Source organism: Dyadobacter subterraneus, assembly GCF_015221875.1.
Classification (GTDB): domain Bacteria; phylum Bacteroidota; class Bacteroidia; order Cytophagales; family Spirosomataceae; genus Dyadobacter; species Dyadobacter subterraneus.
Map to the genome: position 1 here is coordinate 1,250,540 of NZ_JACYGY010000001.1, position 25,472 is coordinate 1,276,011.

A 25,472-nucleotide genomic window follows, 5' to 3' on the forward strand; every position below is an offset into this window, starting at 1 on the left:
TTAAGGATAGGGTTACAAAGTTTGGTTAGTAATCCAGCGATCAAATGGTTCGGTATCGGCTCCGAAATTTATCTCCATTGGCAAATAAGCAAAACGATCCAAAACTCCTGATCCGGCTGCAAGCGGTTTCAGCTTCACCATATCCTTTTCAGTAGTGACTACAAAAGTATCGTTTTTTATGTACTTAATAAGATGTTCCAGATCCGTTGGCGTGTAATTGTGATGATCAGAAAAAATAATTTCCTTTACAACGTTATACTTGCTCCGAAGATATATAGTAAAGGGCAGTGGATTGGCAATACCGGCTGCGATTATAACATTTTTTAACAGAACAGGACGCTGATGATCATAAGAAACCGGCTGAGAATAACGAATGGAGGCAAAAAAAACAGGAACTCCGGGCCGACTGTATTTTTCTATCGACTGACGGATTTTTTGTTTTTCAATATTAGGTAAATCAGCGGGACTCTTGGTGACTACTATAACATCGGCTCTTTCTGCACCACTTCTTGTTTCGCGTAATCTTCCGGCCGGAAATGGTAAATCTTGATAAAACGGGCGGTTGAAATCGCTTAATAAAATATTGATATCCCGATGAATGGCCCGGTGTTGATAGGCGTCGTCGAGCAGAAGAAGATTTCGTTCCGGAAACTTTTCATAAATGGAAAAAGCGCCTTTTACACGGTTTTCACAAACGGCAACAACAATGTTTTTCCCAAATTTTGAAAAATATTGTAAAGGCTCGTCTCCTATGTACGAGGCAGTGGAATTGTCGCCGGCAAACAGCAAACCTTTTGTTTTTCTTCCATAACCTCTGCTCAGAATGGCGATCTGGTATTTTGAACCAAGAATTTTGGTAAGATACTCAACCATAGGTGTTTTTCCGGTTCCGCCTACGGTGATGTTGCCAATTGAAATCGTGAACTGAGGAGGCTTTTGAGATGAAAAAATCCGGACGTTATAGAAGAAATTCCGTAGCAAGGTTATCCAACCATATACCAGCGAAAAAGGTGTTAATATTATTTTTATCCAATTATGTTCTGCCATCTTATCTGCATAATTACATATTTTTTGGTTAATATTGTTCCCCGAAAAAAAACTGACACCATAAAATATGCCTTTAAGAATTGTGTTTCAACCCTATACACTTCATTTTCGAATGGAGGCCGGTACGTCACGTGGGGTGCTGAAACAAAAAACTTCCTGGCTTTTGAAAGTGACAGATATCGAACAGCCTGGCATTGAGGGATATGGCGAATGCGGTCCGCTTCCGGGATTAAGTTTTGATGACCTTCCTGATTTCAAAGAACAACTGACTGAGGTTTGCGAGCTTTTCAATCAGCTGGATCTGGACGTTTTTCCTTTCAATCTTGCCATTATTTTACAGCAGGTTATTCCCGATCATTTGCCTTCGATCAGGTGCGGAATTGAAATGGCTTTGCTTGATTTTATGAACGGCGGACAGCGGATTCAATATAAAAATGCTTTTTCAAAAGGTGAAAAAGGTATCCCGATGAATGGGTTGATCTGGATGGGATCGTATGATCACATGGCGGAACAGATTGAACAAAAACTGACACAGGGATATACCACGCTGAAAATGAAAGTGGGCGCTATTAATTTCGAACAGGAATGCCGGGTGCTTGAATCTGTTCGTTCCCGGTTTTCTGCGGATCAGATCACATTACGTGTTGATGCCAATGGCGCTTTTCAACCTGACGAAGTTTATTCAAAATTACAACGACTTTCAGAATTTGAACTGCATTCCATCGAGCAGCCGATTAAAGCAGGGCAATTGGATTTATTAACCGAAGTTTGTGCAAATTCTCCTGTTCCGGTGGCGCTGGATGAAGAATTGATCGGAATATTTGATTACCGAAAGAAATTTGCACTTTTAAAACAAACCCAACCACCTTTTATTATTTTGAAGCCGACGCTTCTTGGTGGTTTTCAGCATTGTAAAGACTGGATTGAAATCGCGAACAGACTTTCAATAGGCTGGTGGATGACTTCTGCATTGGAATCAAATATTGGTTTAAACGCAATCGCTCAATTTACAGCAACTTTTGATAATCAGCTTCCACAGGGACTTGGTACCGGCCAGCTATATCATAATAATATTGATTCTCCGTTGAAATCGGAAAATGGATTTTTGTTTTACGATAAAACGCAATCGTGGAATATAAATCTGGACGAAAATGCCTGGTGCTAACCGGCTTTTACCAACTGTGTATCCGCTGATAGAAGTGTCTTATGGTATCGGCCTCGGAAGAATATTTAGGTGTTATTTCGCTGGTTATGAGATTTATATCATTATATATGGAATCAGTGGGTAGTCCGAAAATCTTCAATTGGGCATCGCCGTTATATTTGAGCAACATACTTTTTGTCTCCCAATTGTCATCTAATACTTTACTGATCAGAAAATTTGTTTCAAGCGAATCGTTCTTGTAAAAGTCAATTTTATAAGCTCCAATTTTTTGGTCATAAGAATATTCCATCGTTTTTGCATATCCCGCATCTTTCGCCAAAATCGTTTTGGAAGGAGTAGTCGTTTTGATCCATTGCCACTTTCCAGGTAGATAACCTGATATTGAATTAGATCTTGGCCCGCATCCGCAGCTTTTCTCACAGGAAGAGAAACATGCTGCGGCAATAATGGCAGAGAGGTACAATAATTTTTTTATCATGGTCAATTTTTGAGGATTACCTATTTTATGACCATAGTTCTGTTCAAATGGTTGTAAATGAATAAAATAATTAATCAGCCCAGTCAACACCTTTTCGCAGCCAGTTAAGCGTAGCTGCCTCTTCTGAATTTTCCTCTGGTATAAAATTATACTCCCAATTAGCCTGCGGAGGCAAACTCATCAAAATAGATTCTGTCCGTCCATTCGTTTCCAGCCCGAATTTCGTCCCACGATCCCAGACCAGATTAAATTCCACATAGCGGCCGCGACGAAGATATTGCCATTGTTTTTGTTTTTCGGAAAAAGAATCGTCACGATGTTTTTTCATGAAAGAAGTATAGACAGGAGCGAAGCTTTCGCCGATCTCTTTTACAAAAGCAAAAAGTTCTTCTTTTGATAGATTGCTTCCATAACCCGCTTCATCCGGTTTCAGGTAGTCAAAAAAGATTCCGCCAATGCCGCGTGTTTCGTTTCTGTGTTGGATGAAAAAGTAATCGTCTGCCCAGATTTTAAATTTGGGATAAAAATCGGTGTGATGTTTATCGCAGGCAGTTTTCAGATGTGCGTGAAAGGTTTTTGCATCTTCTTCCACAACGTAATGTGGCGTTAAATCAATGCCGCCGCCAAACCAGCAAGTTCCGTTGCTCAGCTCAAAATATCTTACATTCATGTGAATAATAGGCACATGCGGATTTTTTGGATGCATCACAATGGATACGCCGGTGGCTGTAAAATGAAAATCATCCGTATCATTCAACTGCATTTGCTGACGCAGGCGCGGATGAACTTCACCTTTGACGCTTGAAAAATTTACGCCTCCTTTTTCAATAACATTTCCATTCTGGATTAATCTTGTGCGTCCACCGCCCCCTGAATGATGTTCCCAAAGATCTTCTTTGAATTTTCCCAGACCATCTTCATTTTCAATGGCTGCGCAAATATTATCCTGTAATTGTTTGAAAAAGCCTTCTATATCTTCAACTGTCATTATAAATCTAAAATTGTGCGAGGCGAAATTACGATAAATTTAAAAGCGGGATAAACTGTTTTTAAAATTGACAGTTTAGATGTCAGCTATCTGATCAGGTCTATGGTTATTTTTCCAGATAAGCCGGATGCTGCCCAACGAATTGGATACCGGCAGACCCGACATTACCAAGATATCTCCGGGCAGCGACTACCGTTCTGGTTTCAAAATCGTCATAATTTGGAGCATCGGGTTTCATGCTGCTTATCCGGACATTTCCGGATGCATGAATAAATTCACCATCACCAAGATACAAAGCAACATGGGTTACCCTGGCGTCAGGTGATCTATTTTTTCCGCTGGCAAAAAATATCAGATCTCCTGATTTTAAATTTTTAAGTGCATCTTCAAGATTTAACTTGTCATTTCTCAAAACAGCGACAGGCTCACCAGCCATAACCTGCTGGGATGCGTCGCGAGGAATAATAATTCCATTCATGAAAAAGGCCGTTTTGGTGAACCCACTGCAATCCACGCCTTTCACAGAAGTTCCGCCCCACAAATAGGGGACACCGATCATTGTTTTAGCAATATTGATAATCTGTTCCGGGTTTGGAGAAGGTCTTTTTAGCCATTTTTCATAATCAACAACTTGCTCCTGCGGAATAAATGCGGTTCGGCCATCCGGATAAATGACTTTATAAAATCCTTTTTGTTTACCATCACTAACCAAAATATCGCCCATTACCAGATCTGAAACCCTTTGGGATTTTCGGTCCGGGATTGTGTAGGCGTGGCCAAAATCATCGACAAAAATGAGCTTGTTTTTTTGTTTCCAGCTGGCCATTTCAGCAGCTGTTTTTAAGGAAATCGCTCCTGCGTCAAGCCAGGATATATAGCCATCCGGTGTACGGACCAGATAATAATATCCCTCTTTTTTAAGAATATCGAGTGGTGTTCCCAGCAATGATTGCGTCGCAAGTTCGGCCGCATTCTTGGGATTTGATCGGATATTTACCACGGAAAGATTAACAAGCGCGTAGATTTTTTCTCCTAAATTTTTGGCTGGCAGCGTTTGAACAGGAATCTTAATTTTGACTCCCTCTTTGATCAGTGTATCCGAAAACTTTTGAGCTGCTTTAAGTTCTGTTGTTTCAAAATAGTTATTGCCTGAACTATCGACCATGATTTGGAAAACGGCTGTCCGCTTATCAGGAGCATATTCCTTTGCGACGGCTTCTGCTATGGCGAATATTTTCCTGACATTGACAGAATCGGTGGAAATCCGCTGGTTTTGACCTCTTGAAATGAGGGGTAAAAGCAGCGTACAGAAAAGGCAAAATTTATAAGCTTTCATAAAATGTAATTAACAGGTAAGCTAGCACAAACAAGAAAATAATCCAAGTTTGAAAAATTCGTGGGCTTGTAAAGTAAACGGAAGTGATTATTGAATTTAAATTAACAGTAAATTTTGTCAATTAAATTAAAAACGGTTGTAAGATTATTCCGGTTGATTTTAAGGAGTTTACATCATGTTGAGAAAATAAATATTAAGCCCGGCACCGTTTTCGGCAAAAGAAGGGGAACCATCCAGAAAAGATTTTTGTCTAATACCAGCAGCCAATCGGGTGATTTATCACACGTTATTTTCTGCGCCGCTTTTGGGGGCGACTGGAATTGACAGCGGGTTGGGGTTCTGTGTGTAAGCATGTCGGGAGCTGGGGGTACCTCCCGTAAATAATACCTTTCAAACAATAACTGGCGAAAATACTTACGCCATGGCTGCTTAATCCGGAGGATCTAGCAAATGCCATCATCCCTCCAACCTACGCACTGATGGTTGGGCTCCGGGGTGTCGCAAATCAGTGCTGGTTGGCATAGTGGTACGGAAAGCCAACGAGACCCTAGCACCTAAGGCCAAGACGCGGGTCCGCCGTGAACCTTGTCTGGCTCGAAAATTCAATCGCGGATAAGCATGTAGAAGGCGCAGGGTTTCCCTGTTCTGGACGAGGGTTCGAATCCCTCCGTCTCCACTGATAATACTTACAAAAACAATTAAATGTCTGCAAATCAACGATTTGCAGACATTTTTTTTGCTTTGTTCCTACCAAAATGTTCATTTATTCCCAGTATTTAGGTGAGCAATTAGGTGAGCAGCTAAAAGCGATGAAAAATGTGCTCACCCAAATGCTTGTAAACTGTTGATATATAGCCTGTTTACTGTATTAACATCTTGATTTTAGTTGGCTACGGTCTTATTTTTAATCATAATTAAATTAGATTGTTATGTTGACAAAAAGCTTCACAATGTTTTATTACCTGAAGAAACGTAATAACTACGTAAAAGGAAATCTTCCGATTTATTTAAGGCTTACAATCGATGGTAAGCGTGTTGAACTCGCTACTAAGAGAGAATGTGAACCAGAGAAATGGAATTCTTCGGCGGGCAGGAAAAGCGGAAATAAGGAAGAGGTAAAATTATTGAATGCGTATCTTGACACCGTACAAGCCAAAGTTTACGAGATACACCGCCAACTTATTTCTGATGGCAAAGAAATAACTGCTGAGGTTATCAAAGATAAATTAATGGGCGTGGCAGATAAACCTAAAATGATTTTGGAAGTGTTTCAAAGGCACAATGAGAAACTGCGTAGTCTGGCTGGTAATGAATATGCATTTGGAACCGTCGTACGTTATGAAACGTCACTAGAACACACTAAAAACTTTATATTTTGGAAATTTAAAGAACAGGATTTTGACATCAATAAGCTCAATTATGAGTTTATATCCGAATATGAATTCTGGCTTAAAACAGTGCGGAAATGTGGGCATAATACAGCGATGAAATATTTAGCGAATTTCAAAAAGATTGTTCTAATCTGCGTCAAAAACGGATGGCTTGCAAAAGACCCGTTTTTTGCTTTCAAATTAGGGAAAAGGGAAGTGGATAGAGAAGCCTTAAATGCAAATGAAGTAAACGAAATCGCAAAAAAAGTTTTTGTCTCGCCACGGCTTAATCAGGTAAGGGATATCTTCCTTTTTTGTTGCTATACCGGGCTTTCTTACGTTGATGTACATAAATTAAAACGGTCGGAAGTGATTGATGGAATCGATGGTGAAAAATGGTTAGTCATCAAGCGACAGAAAACCGATTCTCCATCGCGAGTTCCTATTCTTCCCTTTGCTTGGGAAATTCTTGAAAAATATAATGACCATCCACAATGCAATGTGAAAGGGCAGCTATTGCCTGTTTTAACTAACCAGCGAATGAATTCCTATTTGAAGGAAATTGGTGACATTTGTGGAATAGAAAAAACAATCACATTTCATTTGGCTCGGCATACATTTGCTACGACAATAACATTGACCAATGGAGTTCCTATTGAAAGTGTTTCAAAGATGCTCGGACACCGTTCCCTTAGAACCACCCAGCAGTATGCGAAAATTGTTGACAAGAAGATAAGCGATGATATGGCTAATTTGAGAAAAGTTTTAGAGCAGAAAAGAAACTACAATTAACATCGATCTTAAAGTGGTATATATTCGGAAACATATAACAACCGAAAATTCCTCGGTTGTTATATGGTAATTATTAAGGCGATTGTAAAAATAAAATGGTGGTTTTTGTTATACAGGCAGTGGAGAATTACTGTTTCAAAATATCAGAGGTTACATGTACTTTCAAATTGTCTGTTATTTAGGGACACTTAAAGGAGGAACTCAAATCATCCAAAGGTTGATTTTGCTATAATTCAATGCTTATAGTATTTATTGTTACCAATTTAACCATTATATGAGACATATTTACTTTAAACAATGTTAGCATACGAGTCGATACCGTTATAGATAAAGGGATGAACACAGATTTATACATTTCTATAAGAGAAAATATTCAAAAGAAAGTTCATCTTACAACGGATGAAATGAATGAACTTCTAGATAATTATTTTATTAAACGCATAAAGAGAAAGCAACTAATAATTCAACCAGATTTTATCGCTAAACATCGTAGTTATGTAATTTCGGGTGCGTTAAGAGCTTTTGTAATTGACAATAACGGGCAAAGTCACACGATTCAATTTGCAATTGAAGACTGGTGGATTTCAGACTACAACAGCTATGTTAATCAACAGCCAGCAACAATGTTTGTAGAGGCGCTTGAAGATAGTACGATCCTACAAATCGATTATGAAAGTGAGCAAATGCTCATGGCTTCCAATCACAAATATGAAACTTTGTTTAGAAAGATGGCCGAGAGAACGGCTGCTTTTACTCAGCGAAGATTAATATCTTCTTTCACACAAAGTGCAGAACAACGTTACGAAGCCTTTTTAGAAAACTATCCGTTAGCTGTTCAGCGTTTACCTCAATATGTACTTGCGTCATATTTGGGCATGAGTACAGAGTTTCTATCAAAAATCCGCCATAATAAACTGAAAAATAAAAGTTGAACTGGTTCAACTGTATTTCCTATTCTAGTTCATTTTTTATTTGCCTTTGTAGCTTCAATTTTACATAGTTAATTAAGTTACATTATTTATTACAAAAGATTATGGAGTATTCTGGAAAATTGAAAGATAAGGTTGCGTTAATCACTGGTGCGTCTAAAGGTATCGGTGCAGCAATTGCCAAGGCTTACGCAAGTGAGGGTGCCGCTGTAGTGATCAATTATGCTAGCAGCATGGAAGCGGCAAATAAAGTTGTCCAACAAATAATTGAAACAGGCGGAAAAGCAATCGCGGTACGGGGTAATGTGGGAATCGAGGAGGATGTGAAACGAATTTTTGAAGAGGCTGTTACAGCGTTTGGCAAGCTTGACATTCTAGTTAACAACGCAGGGATATATAGTTTTGCAGGAATAAGTGAAATAACCAAAAAGTCGTTTCACCAAATGTTAGATATTAATGTTTTAGGAAGTATTTTTACCATTCAGCAAGCTATTAAATTGTTTGAGGACAGAGGCGGTGTAATTATAAACATTGGATCAATAGTTGCGACACTTGATATGCCTGAAACGTTGGTATATACTCAAACCAAATATGCCACAGACGCCTTGACGCGTATTATGGCAAAGGAACTGGGTCCGAAAAGGATTCGTGTTAATTCAATTAATCCGGGTTTGGTAGAAACCGAAGGAAGTATTGCCTCAGGTGTGATCAATGGAGATGGAGAAAAATGGCATTTATCAGAAACGCCGCTTGGCCGTGTTGGAAAACCTGATGACATTTCGAAGGTTTCCGTTTTCTTAGCTTCCGATGATTCCTACTGGATAAATGGTGAGACAATTGCCGTAGCAGGGGGCCAGCGCTAACTATAATCTTCTTATTCTTCATAATATAAGAGAGCAGGACTATATCTGCTCCTTATATGTTGACCTTGGTTAGCTTACATTAACTGAATATTTTTGTAAATACCTAAATCTGCTTCTGCAAAGAGTTGGTGATCATCAAGTATTATACCGGTTTTTTAACATTTGTAAGTAAACTGATCACCACGGACTTATTAAATTATATATTCGGACAGTTTACTAATTTAAACCTGTTTTGTTAAAATCACTACTTTTGTATTTGAGTTGGAAAACGCAATTTTTAAAATGTAGTTGTACTTGGCAATAGGATTGTTCTACAAAATTAATAGGGTGACGTCCCAAATAAAATTCCCTCTTAAAATCAAGGCTTTATCTCAAACTGGCATTTGTGAACTCATGCGATTTGAGGCTGTATTTTCGTAGTCGAAAGTAAATTCTACAAAGTTAAATAGGCTTAAGGACGAATTTTGCATTGGATCGATATTGCAATAACTAGTCCAATATTACGATGTTATAGAATCTTTATTTGCCGACAAAGGTAAAATATTATTTCAGAGGATAGCCCCGGTAAAAATTAATGCAGGGGATCGTAACGCTCATTTCTTATCTGCTGTGAAGGCATAATTCTTCTACGTCTTGCAGGGAAGTCCAGACGCGGTATTTTCGGCTGTTACAGGATTAAATGTATAAGGATTGTTTGCTGCAGTCATAATGTCAGGAATTTAGCTTGCTTTGACTATATCAGATATTGCATTGAAATTAAATCCTCCGTTCCTGAAGTTTATCTGAAATTCCTTAATTATCTTTTGAATCTGCTTTTTATCAATACCCGAATAACTAAGCTCAAGCAACTTACTTTTGGGTGAGTTGAGTTTTTTTAGCTTCCAATATAGTGGATGGCTTTTACCAATTAATGGTCGAAAAGAATTGTCACTGGGATCTTTAACCAAAATCTTCAATTCGATTATAGCATCAATTTTATTTTCGGCAACAAATATTTTTACACAGCGCCCAGTATTGAGTGTTATGACGGTTTCATACAACGTTTTCATAATTTTTTTAGATTTGAGACTTAATTGTGAAATATAACATGGTGTGTTAACGTAGCGGAAGCATATGAATGCTGCCCATTTTGATGTACATCAATTATATCAAGTCTAAAATTAGTTATATGAATAAGGAAGGGCAATGTATAAATAGTTGCAAATAATGTTAAAATTATAAACTTGAAAAGCAATTAGGAACACATTATCGTAAGTCAAATACTACAAAAAATCAGTTATTTTTTATGCAAGGTATTTTATGAAATTTGAGTTAGGCTACTCTAAAAGATTTATGTTGTTTTGCATTTAAGATATTAATTTAGATATCTTGAACAACAACAAATTGTATCTTTCTAAATGCCAGAAGGTCATTACATGTAATTAGTATTAGTGTATCTTAGGTCCTTCATATGTTTATCTCCTAAATCGTTAAATTGCGGATTTTTTCTTGGGGAAGATCACGAAAAAAGAACCTGGCAGATATTACTAATTTAGATTAAGAAATAAAAATATGTATATGGCAGAATTGAAAATTTTAATTGTTGAAGATGAGTTTGTTGTGGCCAATGATCTCGACCAAATGCTCACAAAAAACGGATATTTTGTTACTGGAATTGCTACTTCCGTATTAGAAGCTAGGCATCTAATTTCCTTAAAGAAACCTGATTGGGTTTTACTAGATATTATTCTGCGCGAAGAATTAACGGGGGTTGATCTTGCTTTTGAGCTGCGAGAAATGGGAGTGCCATTTTTGTTTATTTCTGCAAATACTAATCAAAGTATTTTAGAGTTAGTGAAAAAAACAAATCCATATGGTTTCATGGTTAAGCCTTTCCGTGAGCGAGATCTGTTAATTATGCTTGATATCGCCCGCTATAAGTTTAATTTGGAACAGGGCATAATTTCAGAATCTCCGGTGGAGTATTCAACTACTAATTTCCAAATAATAGATGGTATCGTTGGCCAAAGTAATGCGCTAAAAGCAGTTTTCAAAAAAATTAATTTGGTTGCTCCTTCTTCAACATCCGTTTTGATAATTGGAGAAAGTGGTACGGGAAAAGAAGCACTCGCACAGGCAATTCATAGATTTTCACAAAGGGAAATTAAACCATTTATTACATTAAATTGTGCGGCACTTCCGGAGTCTCTGATTGAATCTGAATTATTTGGTCACGAACGAGGAGCGTTTACTGGGGCAACTAACAGGCGTATTGGTAAATTTGAGCAAGCCAATGGAGGTACGATATTTCTCGACGAAGTTGGTGAGTTACCAATTGATTCCCAGGTAAAGCTGTTAAGGGTCTTACAAGAAAGGGAAATTGAGCGGGTCGGCGGGGAGGATTGCATCAAAGTAGACGTCCGGGTTGTTGCCGCTACCAACCGAAATTTAGAAAAGGAAGTCGCCGAGGGCCGATTTAGGCTGGATTTATATTACCGCCTCAATGTTTTCCCCATTCATTTACCTCCGCTAAGGGAAAGATTGGAGGATATCGAAGACCTTGTTCATTACTTTATACATAAATTTACGAAGCAGTCTAAACATGGAAAAGTATCAATTTCTGCATTTGCAATGGACCAGTTAAAGACATATTCATGGCCGGGCAACGTTCGACAGTTGGAGCATTTAATTGAGAGAAGTGTTCTTTTAGCATCAAACCATCAAATCGAATCAATTGAAATTCCAAGTGTTCGGTTGAATACTACATTAATTAACGAGTCATTAACCACTAAAACCCTAGAACAGGTTGAAAGGGAGCATATCATTAATGTACTTAGGGAATGTAGGGGAAGAGTATCTGGTAAGGGAGGAGCAGCTGAGACTTTGGACATGCCTGCTACCACTTTATATTTAAAAATGAAAAAGCTTGATATTAAACAGACCTATTATTACTAAAATTTATCTATTTTTAGGTGGGAATCTGTGGAACTCAGTTTACGTAGTGATTTCAAATATTTTAGATCCTATTTTGTTTTACAAAAAAGCAACTGATCGAAGTAGTCATACAGTTGCATCGTATATAAGTAATAGTTAGCTCGAATAAATAAGTTAGTTGCAATGATTGACTCACTCGGAATCATTTTTATCAGTACTCTAGTGTCATTTGGATAAGGTATATAATTTGGTTATTCCAGTAGAAAGCAAGAGTGTTATTATTAGATAAAACTAGCTTGGCGTTCAATGTATATTTGTAGAAAGTAATATTGTAAAATCTAGATTATGAAGCATCCTAATAATTAGTCCATAATTGAATCAATTAATAGTAGGCACTTTTGTAACATGAGAACTGTCTTTTTTACCTGCCTTTTCTTGCATTTCTTGATAACATCAAGGGCGGAACTGCCGAAGTCTAAAAGCTACGATCTTAAAAGTCAACGCCTCCTTATCCAAATCAGTGGTTTATTCAATTTTACAGCGGCCCAAGGAAGGATTGATCTTGACAGTGCAATGTTACTTGCATGTGAAAACCACAATTTAAGTTTCTTGGAAAGCTTTGATGAAGATTTTGCAAAACAGAATACCTCACCTGCTTTTATTGCACTAAAATCAGGTGACTTGATTTCCACGAAGTCTTATCTTGGAAAAATTGATATAAGAGACAGGATTAATCTTTCACTAGGTATTGGCGCTTATTACCTTTCTAGGGTTGGTAGCAAACAAAATGATCTTAAAAACGCCTTGAAGTTTTTTTATTACGCATATCGGCAAAGCAGACATTTAAAAGCACCAGATCTAAAATATAGGGCTTTAAGTATGCTTGGTAGGTATTATGTGCAGAGTGGAAATCAGTTGAAAAGCAGTCTATGTTTTTTAAATGTTATAAATTCAGCACTAGTTTCAAAGAATAAGTTATCGATTGCTGATGCCTATGGTGCTTATGGAAGCTTTCTGCCGTATGGAAATCCAGACAAATTAGCCTATTTACAAAAATCCTTTAACGAATATTTAGCGGTAGGTTCCAAGGAAAAACAAATTGAAATTCTGTGCAAAATGGTAAGCATTGATTTTCTGCAAAACAACAGAGAACTCGCTTTGAGTAGACTCAATAGGATGCTACAATTGCAAAAGGAAATTAGATTTAAGCACTCATATTACACGGAAAGTGTTATTGCTTGGATAGAGAATACGCGAAGCAATTATAACAGAGCACTTTATTATGCTTTATTAAGTTTGAAAAATTTGGAGGCCGTCGGTGATAGTTCTTTTGCAGGAACGGCGTATTTGAGATTGGCTGATATTTACCACCAGACAAATCGGCTGGATGAGGCGACCGTGTCTTATAAAAAAGCAATGAAAAGCTTCGAAAATGGTTATATGCAACCCTCTTGGTACAAAACTTTTTCAAATTATGTTTATACAATTACAGCATCTGAAAGGCCTCTGGAAGCGTTAGCGCTGATTAAAGAATCTATTAAACACATACCACCCATACTTCCTTCCGACAAAATGGAAATAGCCATTAATCGTGCATTTGCATATTTGCATCTGCGAAGATCTGAACTTGTCCGGAAATATTCTAATGAAGCAGCTTATTGGGCCTCAAAAGTTCAGAGTGAGGAGCAACAACAAGACGTTCTTTATTCATATGCTTTAATAGCAAATTTTTTTGCTCGAATTAACGATTTTATAGAAGCAAAAAAATACCTAGAAAAATCCAGTCTATTGCCAATCGAAAAGTACAATTATCTTGCAACTAAACTCATTTTTCATACTAAGTATAAAATTGACTCAGCTAATGGAAATCTTGCCGCATCTCTTGATAGTTTTAAACAATTCAAAATTGCGGAAGATTCGGCGATTAATGCTCAAAAAAATCGACAAATACTCGAGATTGAAATGAGATTTCAAACTGCAAAAAAAGAAAATGACATTAAACTTCTTCAAAATGAAAAATTGCTTCAGGAAAATAGATTAAAGCAGGAAGTGCAAGCTAAAAACATCACATTTGTTGGTAGCTCATTACTATTAATTATTGTTGGACTTCTATACAGCCGTTTCAGAATTAAACAAAAGACTAATGAAATGCTTATAAGTCAAAAGGAGGAAATTAGCGAAAAGAACAACTCTTTAGAAGAACTTTTATTAGAAAAAGATCATATTCTGGAGGAAAAGGAGAGTTTAATTGAAGAGAAGCAGGAATTAATCGTAGAAAAGGAATGGTTAATTAAAGAAATTCATCACCGGGTCAAAAATAATCTTCAGATTGTGATGAGTCTATTAAATTCGCAGTCCGCATTTATTGGGAATGATGTTGCCTTGAATGCAATAAAGGAAAGCCAATACAGAGTTCAAGCCATTTCCTTAATTCACCAAAAACTTTATCAGTCGGAGAATGTCGCTTTGATATTAATGAAAGACTATATTCCTGAATTGATAAATTACCTCAAAGAGAGCTTCAATATTCGTAAAACAATCCGCTTTAAGATGGACATAGGCTTAATTCATCTTGATGTATCCCAGGCAGTACCTGTAGGCCTTATTTTAAATGAAGCCATAACGAATTCAATAAAATATGCGTTTTTGGAGACTGCATCTGGTATAATCAGTATAATATTAGATCGTCCGGAACCGCATAAATATCGTTTAATAATTTCTGATACTGGTCCCGGGCTTGCGGAAGGATATGATTTATCTAACCTCACTTCGTTGGGTATGAAACTTATAGCTGGATTAAGTCGTCAACTAGGTGGAACGCTATCAATAGAAAGTGTACATGGGCTATCGATAACTGTAATTTTTTCGGAAATAAATATTGCTATTTCCAAGTCTGCGTGGGACAGAATATCGAATATGTCAGCTTAAATTAACTTCGATTTTTATAAATTCTACATAATCTCTTGAAAAATCAGGATCGAAAAATAGTCCTCAGAGACTGGTCACGGGAGACATAAGCTTCAAACCAATTCCAAAGGGTTCTTAACTTAATTCTGTAATTCACCAATGAAATCAAGTGAATCAATAGCCAGACCAAAAGTGCAATGAAACCATGAAGAAATAAACTCTTTTTAAATAGATCTACAACGGCAGTGCTCTTTCCAATGATAGCCATATCACCTTTGTCATTGTATCTAAAGGCTTTTGATTCTTCTCCTTTTGACATTGCGTTAAAATTTTTGGCGAGATTTAATCCTTGTTGAATGGCTACTTGTGCCAATTGTGGATGTCCGTCCGGATAGTTCCTGTCTAAGGTTTGGATGCTTGAATCTCCTATTGCATATGTATAATCAATTCCGATCACTTTGTTAAATTGGTCGGTTATCATTCTTTTACCTTTTCCAAGACTTGTTTCGGGAATACCTTCAAACGTATTAGCGGTGATACCGGCTGCCCAAATCAATGTTTTGGAAGCTATTACCTCACCAGTCGACAACCTAATGATATCGTTTTCAAAATCTAAAACCCGAGTACTTAATTTAATTTTCACACCTAGCTGCGATAAAGCCAAATAGGCCCTTTGTTGACTTTTTTGACTCATCTGCGCCAACAGATTTTTTCCACCATCAATGACATAAATATTACCTGGATTTTCTTTAAGTTCGGGATAATCTTTTGTTAGCATAAATTTTTTGAGTTCCGCCAACATACCGGAAATCTCAACTCCAGTAGGTCCACCACCAGCAACAACTACATTAAGTAATTTCTTCCTTTCCATGGCATCCTGCGTGACCGTTGCCATTTCAAGTGTTTTCAACAACTCATTACGCATTCTAAGTGCATCATCAATCGTTTTCATCGGAAGCGCATTTTTTTCAATACTATTATTTCCAAAATAATTGATTTTCGCACCAGTTGCAAAAACCAGGAAGTCGTACTGGATTGGGTCGTCATTTATAAATACTGTACGTTTTTCAGTATCTATTTTCGAAACTTCCCCCATCCGAAATCGAATTCTTTTTCCCCTTAACAGCTTTCGGAATGGGTAGCTTATGCTAGCCGGATCAAGAAAGCTGGTGGCGACTTGGTATAGCAATGGTGGGAAATAGTTGTAATTATTCTTATCAATTAGCGTGATCTGATAATGTGGGTTTTTCAGAATTTGCTGTGCGAAGTTAATCCCGGCAAAACCGCCGCCAATCACTATAACATGTTTCTCATCGTAAATTGAATTTTCCATATTTTCGTCCATCTTGATTCTGTTTATGAGTGTTTATTTTTGGCTAACGTAGGACGATTCGTTTTAATCGATACTAGGCAAATTTGAGTAGCTGTCGATCCAAAGTTGCACATATGAAATCATTTCTAAAATGGCTTGTTCATAAATATTCCAGTCGAAATTAGTGTACTTAACATGGTTTCTACGAATTTTTCTCTTGTTTATTAACTTCGTCGATCCGTATATGTTGTTGTAATAAGGTTTTGTGGAAGCGTCTCGCAAGCCTATGTACTACTCGATTTAGCCTCACTGTTCTTTTGCCAAAAAGTGCTCCGCTTCTCACTGTAAGTTTTTTGCTGTTTTCTTTATTTGACTTTTGGGGCTGATAATAGGTGACTTTTGCTTTAATCTTGTTGTACGGAAGATAAGCTGCGCTGAAAGCCGAATGTCCTGTTGCAAGTAATGTCGCTGGTGCTGCAATATTTCCGACGAGGAATGTTATATACCCCCAAAATCTTTCTTTATTTCCAACTATTTTTCCGTTTGTGAAGTTCAGGTTTAGATAACTCTTATCAAAATCCGTTTTTTCATGGACATGATAGGAATGGTTTTCCTGATTAAACTTTGCCATTTCGTTGGTCAAAACAGAATCAATTTGCTGGCGAAAGTAGGGATTTACCTTTTTGGCGTATACCCAGTTAACAGCCATGTCCTCTGTTCTGTCAATTTTTTTTTGAGGGTAAAATACGTTGGAGCACGACCAAAAAAAGATCATGCTAAGTACTGTGATTATCTTATTCATTTATGTAGTATGAATTAATTCATGATGGAAGGACCTTACTAAGACTTGCCAGGTAAGTCATGTTTCAACATGACTATACTCCCATGATTACTTTTTGCTGTTTATATCCAACAACAACGTTTTGATTGCCACTTCTAGCTGCTGGTCTTTTCCGATCAAAATTTGTTGAAAATCATTGTATACTTTTACATCGGGCTCAATGGCATGATTTTCAAGCAATGAATCCTCTCTCAACCAAGAAAGTCCCATTGTTGGATAACCTATGGAAATTGTTCCGTTTATTTGTACTTCTCGATATGGACCCGTACCCGTTCCAGCAATGGGGGTGCCAATCAATTTGCCGATTTTTAGTTTTTGATAAACGAATGCGAAATTAAATCCGTCAGAATAATTCCCTTCGGATACCAGAAGGCAGGTCGGTTTTACAGACCCGTCTTGCTGAGCAGCATTTAACATTTTGTGACCCTGTGGTCTTGGGAGCAGACCAAGTTTGTCAGTTAGAACTTTAATCAGTTCGGGGTGGATATTACCTCCGGGGTTATACCGCGTATCAATTACCACACCTTGCTTATCCCTGAATTTGCCTGTGAACTTGTCGATAAAATTTCGGAGATTGGTTTCGTTCATCTGTGCAATATGTATATATCCTATATCTCCTCCGGATAGACTGTCCGTTAATTGTTCCATTGTATGAACCCAACGTTTGTACAACAACGTTGATGTCTCGTATTTTGGACTGGTTGGTTTAATGACCTCTTCATAATGTTTATTTGTTAAAGGGTCAAAAAACCCAATTTTAACAGCTTTCTCGTTTTTTTTATTTAGCAGGAAAGCCCAATCCGTTAAGGAATCTAATGGTGTGCTATCAATTTGGTCAATAATAGAGCCTTTTTTTAAACTGGAAATAGCTCTGTCAAAAGGACCACCTATGAGAATATCTTTGACTACAAGGCCTTTATTTTGATCAGTTAATTCATACAAAAGTCCCAGCGCTGCGGTCTCATCAATTGCATCAAACTGTTGGTTAACTAAACGGGCACCTGTGTGCGATGAATTCAGTTCACCAATGAATTCGCTTAGCAATATTTGAAAATCGATGTCATTATTAATATGAGGTAAAAAACCAGCGTAATATTCATAGTAAGATTGCCAGTTTACACCTTGCAATCTTGGATCAAAGAATTTTTTAACCATCGTCAAATAAATATGCTTAAAAATATAATTACGTTCCATGACTAGGTCGATTTGCATAGTCGTATCCTTGGAGATAATGGTCATATTGCCTGATTTGCAATCAATATTTAGAATTCTACCATCAGCCAAAATGAATAGGGTATCATCATCTGGCGAATAAGATATTTCACCATTATTCACATTTAGTTTTGCTAGTAGGCTTGTGCTATGACTTTTTAAATTTGTCATCCATAAATCATAATGTTCATTTTGTCTAGCCAAAAAATAAAGCTTTCTACCATCTCTTGATAAGATTGCATCTGCCATATTGGTGGAATACTTGCTAATTCTTGCAGATCTAAACTCCAAATTTTCAAGATTTATGTCGTAGTTTAAGTTTTCCCTGAGATTTGTTGAATCTTTGGTAGGCTGATTGAGCAAAGTATCTGAATAACTATTTCCTGCGAATTCATCAAAAGTACCCTTATTAAAAAAGATTCCGTACACATCGCTCTGACTTCCAGTTGCCATGTTTCTCATTCCATCCTTATCTGAGAGAAAGTATATCATTCGACCATTCAATCCCCATTTAGGTTTTTCAGTTCCGAAGCCGCTTTGTGTCAAATTGACTCTGTTTTGGCTACCATCTATCCTGATTAAAACAACGTTATAATTATAGCTATAGCCCTCCAATGACTTTACAAGTAAATTTTGGCTGTCTGGTGACCAGCTAAATGATTGGTCTCCATCGGAGTATGAAAAATTAATGCCTTCAGGAAGTACTGTAGTTGCTTTTTTATCTTTAAGATCGAGAATTTTTATAGTATTTCTTTCTTCAAGGAATGCCAATTTTTTACCATCGGGCGAGTATGCTGGTTGAAATTCATCTCTGTCACTTTCAATAACTGGTAACGTTTTAATTTCGTTAGCTGCATAAAAATAAGGTTCGTCTAAATTTAAGACTGAGGATTGGTATATATCCCAGGATTGATTTTTTTCGACCGCATAAATTATTGCCTTTCCATTTGGAGCATAGTTAATCATCCGTTCCTGATAGGGGGTATGTGTGATTTGCTTTGCAACTTTGCCATCCGCTGACGTGACAAAAACGTCTCCACGGCGTACATAGGCAATTTCCTTTCCATTCGGTGATAAAACCATCTCCGTAATTCCATCTTTAATTTTAATGTCTTGAAATTGGCTTGAATTAAAGTTATTAGCCATTTTGATGATCAATTTCTGTGGCTTATAACCCTTAAACAATGTATAAATGTCACCGCCTTGGGTGAATACCATGGTGCCGTTTTTCGATCGTGAAAGATCACGAATTGGATTTTTTTTAAAAGTTGTGAGCTGCTTTGATCGATTAGGGTTATCTAAGGAAGATTGGAAAATATTCTGATTTCCTTTCTGTTCACTTAGGTAATAGAACTCACTTCCAATACCCCATAAAGGTTCACGATCTTCACCTTCAAAATTTGTCAATTTTATATATAGATCTTTTTTTAGGTCATAAAGCCAAATATCGCGGGTGACTGGTGATATATGATGCTTGCGAAACGGATCTTCGATTCCTTTCCTATCTTGGAAAATCAGTTTATCCTTTGTAGTATTAAAGTGAGCATTTTCTGTCCCGGCAGAATTAATTAACAAGTTTTTGCCACCTGTAACTGGAACACTATATAATTTCATCCAAATTGGATCATTCGGGAAGCGAACGGAGGAATAAATATCGTGACGGTCTGTTCCAAAATATATCAGAGTACCGTCTTGTGAAAATTCCAACGGTATATCTTTTGACGAGTCAAACGTAAGGCGATGTGCGTTACCCCCATTTGATGAGGTAAGAAAAATATCAAAATTCCCAAATCGATTTGATGCAAAGGCAATGCTTTTGCTATCCGGACTCCAAACCGGATAGCCATTATACTCTTTCGTTGCCGTCAAAGGCATTGCCTGGCCACCTGTGACCGCAACTTTGAAAATGTTCCCTTTATATTCAAATGCAATCCAGTTGCCATCCGGGGAAATAGATGGTTGTTGCATCCATAACAACGTTGAAGTTTTTTGGCAATTACCAATTACAGACTGCATGATTAGCAGTGTAGCTATCAAAATTCTCATTTTCTCTTAGTCAATAAAATAGTTAAGGCTGGCACCTGATTCGAACATCCGCAACCAATCAGGATTGAATCTCCCAAAGTGCGTCGACGAATTTATTTTCTTTATCTATGAAGAATTTCTTCACACTAAATCCAGAGGTCTGTGCCAATTCCCGAATCTGTTGCAAGTCATATTTTTGGGAGACTTCCATATAAATAGGTTCATCTTTCTGAAAATAAAACTGTGTGCCATTATAAAGCGAAACTCTTTGAACCCTTTTACTTATTAGGTAACTTTTACAAGCACCGGTCCCTGGATCGTAAACGGGGTAATGCTCAAAACAATCTAAATTAAAGTTTGCTCCCAATTCAGTGTTTATTCTTGTTAAGAGGTTAAGATTGAACGCTTTGGTTATCCCCGATGAGTCATTATAAGCAGACAGTATAGTGCTCGGGTCCTTTTTTAGGTCAAAACCAATTATTAGATGATCACCTTTAGCTAGAAAGGTTTTCATATTTTTGCAAAATATCGTTGCCTCGTTAATCGTCATATTGCCAATATTAGTGCCTAGAAACAATACGAGTTTGGTTTTTTGACTTATTGTGTTAATTTGTTGGAGGGCATGACAATATTCTTGTGCAACCCCTTTAACACTTATCCCATCGATGATTTTGGGTATAGTAATATCAAGATAATCTATTATGTTAGAAGATATATCGATAGGAATATAATGGTTAGACAAACCCATCAGCATGGCCTGATTTAGTAAATGAATAGATTTTGATGCATCTCCTGCTCCAAGTTCAACAACATCATATCCGTTTTCAACATATGGTAATTGATTTAGAATTTCAGTTTTTTGATCAGAAATAATTTCTAGTTCGGCTCTTGAAAGATAGTATTCAGGACAAACCATAATGTCTTGGAATAAGCTATCGCCAACTAAATCATAAAAATATTTGGGTTGAAGAAATTTATTTCTGCACGTCAATCCAGCTGTAACGTCTTCCAAAAAGTTTTTATGAATTTGTAAGGAATCAATCACGTTTTGTGTAGCGTTCATATTCATAACTATAGTTTAAATGAATTTTAAAAGTTAGATAACGCAGGTACTGCCATATTGTAACTTACCAATGCGGCTTGAATGATTCTATATATATGTATTTTTTTAGCATATAAGAATCGAGATTAGTTTGACAATGAATCTAGCTTTAACCAAAAAGGCGCAGTCAGAAGACTGCGCCTCCCTGAAACTATTGAAACAATTTGATTTTTAGATTTTCATTTATGGCTTCCAGAAATTCTTCGGTATATAAATAATGAACACGATGCTCTACATTATTTCCATGGATAGCAATAGCCAAATCCTTTGTCATTTTACCATTTTCAACCGTTTCAATGCAAACGGATTCCAGTGCCTTAGAGAAATTAACCAAGTCCTGGTTTTTATCAAGAATTCCACGAAATTCCAATCCGCGTGTCCAGGCAAAAATTGATGCAATAGGATTTGTTGACGTAGGTTTTCCCGCTTGATGATCTCTATAATGTCGAGTTACAGTTCCATGTGCTGCCTCAGCTTCCATTGTTTTGCCGTCCGCCGTTACTAAGGTTGACGTCATTAGCCCTAACGAGCCGAAACCTTGTGCGACTGTATCACTTTGAACGTCTCCGTCGTAATTTTTACATGCCCAAACAAAACTACCGCTCCATTTTAAAACTGATGCCACCATGTCATCAATTAGTCGATGTTCATATACAATTCCGTTAGCCTCAAACTTTTCTTTATACTCCAAATCATAAAGTCCTTGGAAAATATCTTTAAAACGGCCATCATATTTTTTCAATATTGTATTTTTTGTTGAAAGATATAACGGCCAACCCTTTAACAATGCCTGATTAAAACAAGCGTGGGCAAATCCTGTAATAGATTCATCTGTATTGTACATTGCCATGGCTACCCCATCTCCATCAAAGTTAAATACTTCAAAAGTTTCAGATGCTGAGCCATTCTCCGGTGTAAAGGAAATCGTCAATTTACCCCTACCTGTCGTTTTGAAATCAGTTGCTTTGTACTGATCTCCATAAGCATGGCGACCGATCACAATTGGTGATGTCCAGTTTGTAACCAAGCGTGGAATATTTGAAATAACAATAGGCTCGCGAAATACAGTTCCGTCTAATATATTACGAATTGTACCATTCGGAGACTTCCACATTTGTTTCAAATTAAATTCTAAAACGCGTTCTTCATCCGGAGTAATCGTTGCGCATTTAATTCCTACACCATATTTTTTGATCGCGTTAGCAGCATCAATTGTAACCTGGTCATTAGTTTCGTCACGATACTCAATACCTAAGTCGTAGTATTTGATATCTATATCGAGGTAAGGAACAATTAATTTATCCTTGATGAATTTCCATATGATTCTGGTCATTTCATCACCATCAAGTTCTACTACCGGGTTTTCTACCTTAATTTTTGTCATGCTCATTTGTTACTAATGTTACTAAATAATTGTTTCTATTATTTTGATTTATTGCTTACTAAGAGAATTTCGATTCTTTGACCTTTGTCTGTATACGTTAAATTTTACCGAAACGAAATTTATAATTCCTAAGCCATTAAGCTGACTTCATCAGCGTAAAGAAGTCGTTGTTTAGCGGCAAGAAGTGTATTTTTGAGCAGGGCTGTGATTGTCATTGGACCGACTCCCCCTGGTACGGGCGTTATCCAAGATGTCTTTGAACTTACTTTATCAAAATCTACATCACCATACAGCTTATAACCAGTTTTTGTCTGACGTGATATTTCTGGGTTAATCCCAACATCTATGACAACCGCCCCCGGTTTGACCATGTCCGCTGTTATAAAATTTCTTTTGCCAACTGCAACTATCAAAATATCTGCCTGACTAGTATGTAGTTTGACCTCAGGCGTATAAATGTGACATAATGTAACAGTACAGTTTCCTGGGTTAGAGTCGCGAGCCATCAAAATGCTCATCGGTAATCCCACAATATTACTTCTACCCACTACAACACAATGTCTTCCCTCTGTCTTAATTCCATATTCTTCTAGCATCAGCATTATGCCATAGGGAGTTGCAGGAATAAATGACGAGAGGTTGCGCTGCATTCTTCCTAAATTAACAGGATGGAAACCGTCTACATCTTTTCTGTAGTCGATGCATTCTGTTATTTTTTCCGGATTAATGTGAGCAGGCAACGGGAGCTGTACGATAATTCCATCGATATCGTTGTTTTCATTTAGTTCCAGTATTTTTTTTATTAGCTCTTCCTCGGATATCTTGTTTTCTAATTTAATCAATGTTGATTTAAAGCCAACAATTTCGCAATTTTTCATCTTGCTAGCCACATAGGTCTCGCTAGCACCATGGTTTCCGACCAGCACCGCTGCTAAGTGTGGTTGCTTGCCGGAATTTTTCCTCATAGCCACGACTTCTTCACTAATTTTAATCTTAAATTTTTCTGAAATAATTTTTCCGTCTAATAATTGCATAAAATATTTTGAATGAATGAAGGCTAAATCGGGAGTTATCAAAAGCTTTTTACCACGTTCCACTGCTTTTCAGAATGCTTCTAGTCGGTTACTTCTGGCTCCAAACTATTTTCTGAATAATATTTATCTCTCCCATCTCCTTTGGGTAGTGTGCAAGTCAATGGCGATAATCCAATAGGTTTTGCTTTTATGCACTGGCTTTTTTATTTTGTAGTGGCAGGTCAAACCAGCTAAAACCATCTTTGGTGATCAAATCTTCACCTACTTGAGCGTTTACAGAATTCGCCGGATACTCAAATAGTTTAAAATCTTGATCATTTTGCCAGGAATCTAGAATTGGCATAACAACTTCCCATGCTGCTTCCACTTGATCTGCTCTCATGAAAAGTGTCTGATCTCCTTTCATGGTATCTAGTAATAGAGTTTCATATGCCTCTGGTGCTTGATTTTTAAAGGTTTCCTTAAAATCAAAAACCATGTCGACAGGTGTTATGTCCATGTCAACTTGTGGTCGCTTTGCCTGCATCTGCAGTCTAATACTCATCTCAGGCTGTATACTTATAACAAGTTTATTTTGATGAATATGATTTTTTAATCCATTCGGAAATGTCGCATATGCTGATTCTTTAAAATGAATTGTGATCAAGGAAGAGGATTGTTGCATTCGTTTTCCGCTCCTCAGGTAAAATGGTACTCCGCGCCATCGGTCATTGTCAATTAGAAATTTTATCGCTGCAAATGTTTCAGTATTTGAATGAGGATTGACTTTGGACTCATGTAAATAGCCTGGCACTGGCACATTTTCAACTAATCCGCCGCTATATTGTCCACGTACAGAGGATGTGTGAACCTCGGTTCTAGAAAATTTTCGGATTGAACGAAGAACGTTTACTTTGCTGTCACGTATAGAATCAGAATTCGAAGTAACGGGTGGCTCCATCGCGATAAGGCAAAGTAGCTGTAAAACATGATTTTGAATCATATCGCGAAGTGCACCTGAATTGTCATAGTAATCACCCCGATCTTGAACACCTAACTGTTCCGTAACTGAGATTTGAACGTGTTCGATATGTTCAGAATTCCAAAGGGGTTCCAGAATCGAATTTGCAAAACGAAAAGTCAATATGTTTTGAACCGCGGCTTTACCAAGATAATGATCGATGCGGTAAATTTGTTTTTCCTGATAAATTTTGGCCAGTAATTCATTCAGTTCAATTGACGACTTTAAGTTATGGCCAAAAGGTTTCTCGATAACGATTCTTGTACTTTTCGGATCTGAAAGACCGGCAGCCTCTATATTTTTGGCTATTATTGGGAAAAATTCGGGTGCTACTGCCAGATAAAAAATAACTTGGGCCTCTGTCTTCCATTTTGCATTCAAATTTTTTATCCTAATATCAAATTCTTTGTAACTCTCTGCATCGTTTGCATCTGAGGATTGGTAAAAGATATTTCTGGAAAATGCCTCCCACACTTCCTTATTTGCGGGTACATTTCTGGAATAGGAATTAACACCATTTTGCATTTTACCTCTAAATGTTTCATTAGTAAGTTTTGTTCTACCAGTGCCTATCATAGCGAAATCATGTGGCATGTGGCCCTCGATAAATAAATTGTAGAGGGCAGGTGCTAATTTTCTGGCATTCAAGTCGCCGGTTCCACCAAAAACAATAAATATTGTTGGATGTAATTTTATATTCTTTCCCATTTCATGTTCAAACTGTTGCATTTATTTTTTTCTGTTTTTTCCGCTAGCGGAATGCCTGACAAAAGT

18 protein-coding genes and 1 other RNA gene are annotated in these 25,472 nt (G+C 37.2%); 7 read left to right on the top strand and 12 right to left on the bottom strand.

Going from position 1 to position 25,472, the window contains the following annotated elements:
• Positions 1-12: 12 nt before the first annotated feature.
• Positions 13-1,047: a tetraacyldisaccharide 4'-kinase gene (gene lpxK, locus IEE83_RS05240; protein WP_194119561.1), complete on the bottom strand. Its 1,035-nt coding sequence runs from the start codon at positions 1,045-1,047 to the stop codon at positions 13-15.
• 67 nt (positions 1,048-1,114) lie between these two features.
• On the opposite strand from lpxK, the gene IEE83_RS05245 reads away from it, so the two are divergent.
• On the top strand, positions 1,115-2,212 hold the full coding sequence (locus IEE83_RS05245) for an o-succinylbenzoate synthase (RefSeq protein ID WP_194119562.1): 1,098 nt from the start codon (positions 1,115-1,117) through the stop codon (positions 2,210-2,212).
• A 7-nt stretch (positions 2,213-2,219) separates the two neighbouring features.
• On the opposite strand, the gene IEE83_RS05250 is transcribed toward IEE83_RS05245, so the two are convergent.
• The 3 genes from IEE83_RS05250 to IEE83_RS05260 form a co-directional block, all read right to left on the bottom strand.
• Positions 2,220-2,690: a hypothetical protein gene (locus tag IEE83_RS05250; RefSeq protein ID WP_194119563.1), complete on the bottom strand. Its 471-nt coding sequence runs from the start codon at positions 2,688-2,690 to the stop codon at positions 2,220-2,222.
• 70 nt (positions 2,691-2,760) lie between these two features.
• Entirely contained in the window at positions 2,761-3,678 is a 918-nt protein-coding gene (hemF, locus tag IEE83_RS05255) for an oxygen-dependent coproporphyrinogen oxidase (protein ID WP_194119564.1), read from the bottom strand.
• A 106-nt stretch (positions 3,679-3,784) separates the two neighbouring features.
• Entirely contained in the window at positions 3,785-5,014 is a 1,230-nt protein-coding gene (locus tag IEE83_RS05260) for a C40 family peptidase (RefSeq protein ID WP_194119565.1), read from the bottom strand.
• Between the two features lie 306 nt (positions 5,015-5,320).
• On the opposite strand from IEE83_RS05260, the gene ssrA reads away from it, so the two are divergent.
• The 4 genes from ssrA (at position 5,321) to IEE83_RS05280 (ending at position 8,968) form a co-directional block, all read left to right on the top strand.
• Positions 5,321-5,693, top strand: a transfer-messenger RNA (tmRNA) gene (gene ssrA, locus IEE83_RS05265).
• Between the two features lie 250 nt (positions 5,694-5,943).
• A complete protein-coding gene (locus IEE83_RS05270; RefSeq protein WP_194119566.1) occupies positions 5,944-7,176 on the top strand; it encodes a site-specific integrase in 1,233 nt (410 codons plus the stop codon).
• 335 nt (positions 7,177-7,511) lie between these two features.
• On the top strand, positions 7,512-8,108 hold the full coding sequence (locus IEE83_RS05275; RefSeq protein ID WP_194119567.1) for a Crp/Fnr family transcriptional regulator: 597 nt from the start codon (positions 7,512-7,514) through the stop codon (positions 8,106-8,108).
• Between the two features lie 101 nt (positions 8,109-8,209).
• The gene (locus tag IEE83_RS05280; RefSeq protein WP_194119568.1) at positions 8,210-8,968 is read left to right on the top strand and encodes an SDR family NAD(P)-dependent oxidoreductase; all 759 of its coding nucleotides are present in this window, start codon (positions 8,210-8,212) and stop codon (positions 8,966-8,968) included.
• Between the two features lie 719 nt (positions 8,969-9,687).
• Here IEE83_RS05280 and IEE83_RS05285 read toward each other — a convergent pair.
• The gene (locus IEE83_RS05285; protein WP_194119569.1) at positions 9,688-10,017 is read right to left on the bottom strand and encodes a hypothetical protein; all 330 of its coding nucleotides are present in this window, start codon (positions 10,015-10,017) and stop codon (positions 9,688-9,690) included.
• 508 nt (positions 10,018-10,525) lie between these two features.
• Here IEE83_RS05285 and IEE83_RS05290 point away from each other — a divergent pair.
• Together IEE83_RS05290 and IEE83_RS05295 are read left to right on the top strand one after the other, a co-directional pair.
• A complete protein-coding gene (locus tag IEE83_RS05290) occupies positions 10,526-11,902 on the top strand; it encodes a sigma-54-dependent transcriptional regulator (protein WP_194119570.1) in 1,377 nt (458 codons plus the stop codon).
• 384 nt (positions 11,903-12,286) lie between these two features.
• A complete protein-coding gene (locus IEE83_RS05295) occupies positions 12,287-14,809 on the top strand; it encodes a histidine kinase dimerization/phosphoacceptor domain -containing protein (RefSeq protein WP_194119571.1) in 2,523 nt (840 codons plus the stop codon).
• A gap of 43 nt (positions 14,810-14,852) precedes the next feature.
• Here IEE83_RS05295 and IEE83_RS05300 read toward each other — a convergent pair whose 3' ends face one another.
• The 7 genes from IEE83_RS05300 to zwf all read right to left on the bottom strand — a co-directional run bounded on the left by IEE83_RS05300 (position 14,853) and on the right by zwf (position 25,427).
• The gene (locus IEE83_RS05300; protein WP_228101682.1) at positions 14,853-16,133 is read right to left on the bottom strand and encodes an NAD(P)/FAD-dependent oxidoreductase; all 1,281 of its coding nucleotides are present in this window, start codon (positions 16,131-16,133) and stop codon (positions 14,853-14,855) included.
• Between the two features lie 169 nt (positions 16,134-16,302).
• Positions 16,303-16,902, bottom strand: coding sequence for a hypothetical protein (locus tag IEE83_RS05305; RefSeq protein ID WP_194119572.1), 600 nt, complete (start codon positions 16,900-16,902; stop codon positions 16,303-16,305).
• Between the two features lie 87 nt (positions 16,903-16,989).
• Positions 16,990-20,169 (bottom strand): S41 family peptidase, encoded by a 3,180-nt coding sequence (locus IEE83_RS05310; RefSeq protein ID WP_194119573.1) that lies wholly within the window; start codon positions 20,167-20,169, stop codon positions 16,990-16,992.
• Positions 20,170-20,257: 88 nt separating this feature from the next.
• Entirely contained in the window at positions 20,258-21,241 is a 984-nt protein-coding gene (locus IEE83_RS05315) for an L-histidine N(alpha)-methyltransferase (protein ID WP_194119574.1), read from the bottom strand.
• Positions 21,242-21,431: 190 nt separating this feature from the next.
• A complete protein-coding gene (locus tag IEE83_RS05320; protein ID WP_194119575.1) occupies positions 21,432-22,664 on the bottom strand; it encodes an NADP-dependent isocitrate dehydrogenase in 1,233 nt (410 codons plus the stop codon).
• Positions 22,665-22,792: 128 nt separating this feature from the next.
• On the bottom strand, positions 22,793-23,698 hold the full coding sequence (locus IEE83_RS05325) for a bifunctional 5,10-methylenetetrahydrofolate dehydrogenase/5,10-methenyltetrahydrofolate cyclohydrolase (RefSeq protein ID WP_194123304.1): 906 nt from the start codon (positions 23,696-23,698) through the stop codon (positions 22,793-22,795).
• 187 nt (positions 23,699-23,885) lie between these two features.
• Entirely contained in the window at positions 23,886-25,427 is a 1,542-nt protein-coding gene (gene zwf, locus IEE83_RS05330) for a glucose-6-phosphate dehydrogenase (RefSeq protein ID WP_228101683.1), read from the bottom strand.
• Positions 25,428-25,472 lie beyond the last annotated feature (45 nt).

Bases quoted from the DNA above. Each gene is read 5' to 3' on its own strand.
- lpxK (WP_194119561.1), bottom strand. From the start codon at position 1,047: ATGGCAGAACATAATTGGATAAAAATAATATTAACACCTTTTTCGCTG.
- IEE83_RS05245 (WP_194119562.1), top strand. From the start codon at position 1,115: ATGCCTTTAAGAATTGTGTTTCAACCCTATACACTTCATTTTCGAATG.
- IEE83_RS05250 (WP_194119563.1), bottom strand. From the start codon at position 2,690: ATGATAAAAAAATTATTGTACCTCTCTGCCATTATTGCCGCAGCATGT.
- hemF (WP_194119564.1), bottom strand. From the start codon at position 3,678: ATGACAGTTGAAGATATAGAAGGCTTTTTCAAACAATTACAGGATAAT.
- IEE83_RS05260 (WP_194119565.1), bottom strand. From the start codon at position 5,014: ATGAAAGCTTATAAATTTTGCCTTTTCTGTACGCTGCTTTTACCCCTC.
- IEE83_RS05270 (WP_194119566.1), top strand. From the start codon at position 5,944: ATGTTGACAAAAAGCTTCACAATGTTTTATTACCTGAAGAAACGTAAT.
- IEE83_RS05275 (WP_194119567.1), top strand. From the start codon at position 7,512: ATGAACACAGATTTATACATTTCTATAAGAGAAAATATTCAAAAGAAA.
- IEE83_RS05280 (WP_194119568.1), top strand. From the start codon at position 8,210: ATGGAGTATTCTGGAAAATTGAAAGATAAGGTTGCGTTAATCACTGGT.
- IEE83_RS05285 (WP_194119569.1), bottom strand. From the start codon at position 10,017: ATGAAAACGTTGTATGAAACCGTCATAACACTCAATACTGGGCGCTGT.
- IEE83_RS05290 (WP_194119570.1), top strand. From the start codon at position 10,526: ATGGCAGAATTGAAAATTTTAATTGTTGAAGATGAGTTTGTTGTGGCC.
- IEE83_RS05295 (WP_194119571.1), top strand. From the start codon at position 12,287: ATGAGAACTGTCTTTTTTACCTGCCTTTTCTTGCATTTCTTGATAACA.
- IEE83_RS05300 (WP_228101682.1), bottom strand. From the start codon at position 16,133: ATGGACGAAAATATGGAAAATTCAATTTACGATGAGAAACATGTTATA.
- IEE83_RS05305 (WP_194119572.1), bottom strand. From the start codon at position 16,902: ATGAATAAGATAATCACAGTACTTAGCATGATCTTTTTTTGGTCGTGC.
- IEE83_RS05310 (WP_194119573.1), bottom strand. From the start codon at position 20,169: ATGCAGTCTGTAATTGGTAATTGCCAAAAAACTTCAACGTTGTTATGG.
- IEE83_RS05315 (WP_194119574.1), bottom strand. From the start codon at position 21,241: ATGAACGCTACACAAAACGTGATTGATTCCTTACAAATTCATAAAAAC.
- IEE83_RS05320 (WP_194119575.1), bottom strand. From the start codon at position 22,664: ATGACAAAAATTAAGGTAGAAAACCCGGTAGTAGAACTTGATGGTGAT.
- IEE83_RS05325 (WP_194123304.1), bottom strand. From the start codon at position 23,698: ATGCAATTATTAGACGGAAAAATTATTTCAGAAAAATTTAAGATTAAA.
- zwf (WP_228101683.1), bottom strand. From the start codon at position 25,427: ATGCAACAGTTTGAACATGAAATGGGAAAGAATATAAAATTACATCCA.